The following is a 3750-nucleotide window of genomic DNA, read 5'->3' on the forward strand; positions in this document are numbered from 1 at the left end:
TGGCGCGCATGGCAGCTTCACGGCCGGAACCGGGACCCTGCACATAGATGCCGACAGTGCGCATGCCGTTATCCTGCGCCTTGCGGGCGGCTGTTTCGGCAGCCACCTGAGCGGCGAAAGGCGTAGACTTGCGCGAGCCCTTAAAGCCGCTCTGGCCTGCAGAGGCCCAGGAAACAGCGTTTCCGCGCGTATCCGTAAAAGTAATAATGGTATTATTAAACGAAGCCTGGATGTGGGCAATGCCCACCGGCACGCTTTTCTTTTCCTTTTTCTTGACCACTTTTTTGGGTCTGGCCATATCTATCCCTCTGGATGGAGCTTGTCAGATTTATGCTCCGCGCGCGGCGGAAATCCGTTCGTCCTCACGGCAGCACGAATGCTGCGTCCGCTTTACAAACTGCGACAAGCGCAGCCGCACGCCCTACTTCTTTTTGCCCACGGCTCCGCGACGGGGACCCTTGCGGGTACGCGCGTTGGTATGGGTGCGCTGACCATGCACAGGCAGGCCGCGACGGTGACGAAGGCCACGGTAGCAGCCAATGTCCATAAGGCGCTTAATATTGCTGGACACTTCGCGGCGAAGATCGCCTTCCACCTTGTAGTGCTGCTCGAGTTCCTTACGGATCTCGTTCACTTCGTCAGCAGAGAGGTCGTCGATACTACGCTCCCAGTTGACGCCGGTGGTGTCCAGAATTTTCATGGCCGTGGTACGGCCAATGCCATAGATATAGGTGAGCGCAATGTCCACCCGTTTGCCGCGAGGCAAATCAACACCTGCTATTCTCGCCACAATATGTCTCCTGCCCTAGCCCTGGCGCTGCTTGTGCCGGGGGTTTTCGCAGATAACTCGAAGCACTCCCTTGCGCCGGATAACCTTACACTTGGGGCATATTTTCTTGACGGAAGGTCTTACTTTCATTCCATTTCTCCAATAAGAGCCTTAGCTTTGACAGATAAAGTCTCCGGCAAACCGGCACAGGCCGCACAGACGGCTGACCGACGTCCTCCAAACAAAAGGACGTGAACGGAAATCTTTATCCGGCTTTACCTGTTCTGTCAACCTTCGATGGTGTGCCGGTTGAGTCCACGGTCCGAGATGCTGAGGATTTGCGGCCCGGACGGCGTAATGGCAACACTGTGCTCGAAGTGCGCGGCCCAAAGGCCGTCGCGCGTCACCGCAGTCCACTGGTCGTCAAGTATGTCGACCTCGTAGGTTCCCATGGTGACCATGGGTTCGATGGCGATCACCATGCCGTTTTGCAGGGTCAACCCGCGCATGCCGGGCCGGAAGTTGGGCACCTCGGGCTTTTCGTGCATCTTGGCGCCCACGCCGTGTCCCACAAAACGTCGCACCACGTTGAAACCTGCGGCTTCCACATAATCCTGCACGGCGGCCCCGATGTTATAGACATCGTTGCCCGCCCGCGCCTGCTCGATGCCGACGTAGAGGCTTTCCTCGGTAATCCGCATGAGTTTTCGGGCCTCGTCGCTCACCTTGCCCACTGGGAAGGTGCGCGCCGCGTCACCCACAAAGCCTTCAAAGACCACGCCCATATCCACACTGACGATATCTCCTTCCTCAAGCAGCCGCCCGGAAGGAAAACCATGCACCACCTGCTCGTTGACCGAGCAGCACAGGGCATATGGATAGCCGCAGTAGCCCAGAAAGGCCGGTTTGACCTTGTAATCGGCGCACATGTCGCGCGCCAGCTCTTCAAGGCGCATGGTGGGAAGGCCGGGAGCCACCATGTCACCCACGGCATCAAGAACGTTGGCGACCATGCGGTTTGCTTCGCGCAGGCAGCCTATTTCACGCTCGTTCTTGATGTACGCGCCGTGATATTTCTTCATACTCCATCACCCGTTGGTTACAGCCGGCCGCTTTTGCGCGCCTTGGCCATCAGGCCCTGATACTGGCTGGAAATCATATGAGATTCCACCTGATTCATAAAGTCCATAGCCACGCCCACAAGAATCAGCAGGCTCGTGCCGCCAAAGAAGAACGGCACGTTAAAGTTGCTGATAAGCAACATGGGCAGAAGGCATACGATGGAAATGTAGGTGGCCCCCGAGAGGGTCAGCCGTGTCAGTACAGTATCAATATATTCCTGCGTCTTTTCGCCAGGACGAATGCCGGGAATGAAGCCGCCGTTCTTCTTGAGGTTTTCAGCCATATCCTTGGGATCAAAAATAATGGCGGTATAGAAATAGCAGAAGAAGAACATAAGGCCCACGTAGAGCACGTTGTAAGCCACGCCCTGGGGCGAAAACAGCTCCGCAGCGTGCTTTACATATTCATTGCTGGAAAACTGACCGATGGTGGCCGGAAAAAGCAGCAACGAAGAGGCGAAAATGGGCGGAATAACGCCGGCTGTATTGAGGCGCAGCGGCAGATGCGAGTTCTGCCCGCCGTACATCTTGCGGCCCACCTGCCGCTTGGCATAACTTATAGGTATACGCCGTTGCGACCGTTCCACAAAAACAATGGCTATGAGCACCGCAGCCATAAAGACCACGATGACCAAGGCCATGAAGATGCTCATGTCCCCGGCCTGAATCAGCGCCACGGACTGGATGATCCCACGGGGGATGCCCACCACAATGCCGCAGAAAATGATCAGTGATATGCCGTTGCCGATGCCCCGTTCCGTAATCTGTTCGCCAAGCCACATGACCAGCACCGAACCGGCGGTGAACGTGGTCATGGTCACCAGGCGGAACTGCCAGCCGGGATTAAGCACCACGGACGCGCCCGCAGGGCTTGTCATGGTCTCAAGGCCCACGGCTATGCCCAGACCCTGCACCAGAGTGATAAGCACGGTAAGGTAGCGGGTGTACTGGGTGAGCTTGCGACGCCCGGCCTGCCCTTCTTCCTTTGCCATGCGCTTCACGTCCGGGCTGATGACCTGGAGCAGTTGCATGATGATGCTGGCCGAGATGTACGGCATGACGCCCAGGGCAAAGACGGAAACGTTGGACAGACCGCCGCCGGAGAACATGTCAAAAAGGCTGAACAGCGTTCCCTGCATGCTTTGGAAAAAAGACGCGAGGGCGGAGGCGTCCACACCCGGAATGGGCACATGCACACCGATACGGTAGCAGCACAAAATCAGGAAGGTCCAGCCAAGTCGCTTGAACAGCGAAGGCTGACCCGCCACAGTGTTTGCCGTTCCTACTGCCATGTAAGACTCTTTGCGTTTATGCGCCTGAGGCGCAGTATATGCACAGCCTCATCCCCTTCGCGCACGAAGTCGATGAGGCCAATGCCTGGCATTGACAGGGCCATGCCCTGAAGGCCGCCGAAATCAAAATGCAAAATTCCTTGCAGGGGCCTTCACCTTTTCCGCCCGGCAGGCCGGAAGCGGAACAAACCGGCTGGTCGTTAAACCAGCCGGTTTGGCGTCAACTGTTAAGCCGCGGGAACAGCTTCAAGCTCGCTCACTTCGCCGCCTGCGCCACGGATTTTTTCCGCAGCAGACTGGCTGAACTTGTGAGCTTCGACCTTGAGAGCGCTTTTGACTTCGCCGCGCGAAAGGATTTTCACGGGCGCACCCATGCGGGCCAGGCCGCGGGCGTAGATGTCGTCCAGCGTAATGGAATCCTTGCCTTCAAAAGCTTCAACCAGACGGTCAAGATTGATCACGTCGTAGGTTACCTTGAAGGGGGCGTTCTTGAAGCCGTGCTTGGGCAAACGGCGCTGCAGGGGCATCTGGCCGCCTTCAAAGCCGGGGGCCACGCCGCCGCCGGCAC

General features: G+C 57.5%; 6 protein-coding genes. All 6 read right to left on the minus strand.

Annotated elements, in window-relative coordinates:
• The coding region (gene rpsK / locus V6C16_RS09200; protein WP_333543054.1) for a 30S ribosomal protein S11 at positions 1-298 on the minus strand (298 nt) is incomplete at its 3' end.
• 123 nt (positions 299-421) lie between these two features.
• Positions 422-790, minus strand: coding sequence for a 30S ribosomal protein S13 (gene rpsM / locus V6C16_RS09205; protein ID WP_012624316.1), 369 nt, complete (start codon positions 788-790; stop codon positions 422-424).
• A gap of 15 nt (positions 791-805) precedes the next feature.
• Positions 806-919, minus strand: coding sequence for a 50S ribosomal protein L36 (gene rpmJ, locus V6C16_RS09210; protein WP_005027799.1), 114 nt, complete (start codon positions 917-919; stop codon positions 806-808).
• A 137-nt stretch (positions 920-1056) separates the two neighbouring features.
• Positions 1057-1851, minus strand: coding sequence for a type I methionyl aminopeptidase (gene map, locus V6C16_RS09215; RefSeq protein WP_012624315.1), 795 nt, complete (start codon positions 1849-1851; stop codon positions 1057-1059).
• 17 nt (positions 1852-1868) lie between these two features.
• Entirely contained in the window at positions 1869-3182 is a 1314-nt protein-coding gene (gene secY, locus V6C16_RS09220; protein ID WP_333536825.1) for a preprotein translocase subunit SecY, read from the minus strand.
• 227 nt (positions 3183-3409) lie between these two features.
• Positions 3410-3750, minus strand: a 341-nt coding sequence (rplO, locus tag V6C16_RS09225) for a 50S ribosomal protein L15 (protein ID WP_333543055.1), incomplete at its 5' end; no start/stop codon positions are given.

The organism is Desulfovibrio sp. 1188_IL3213 (assembly GCF_036763145.1).
Lineage (GTDB): Bacteria > Desulfobacterota > Desulfovibrionia > Desulfovibrionales > Desulfovibrionaceae > Desulfovibrio.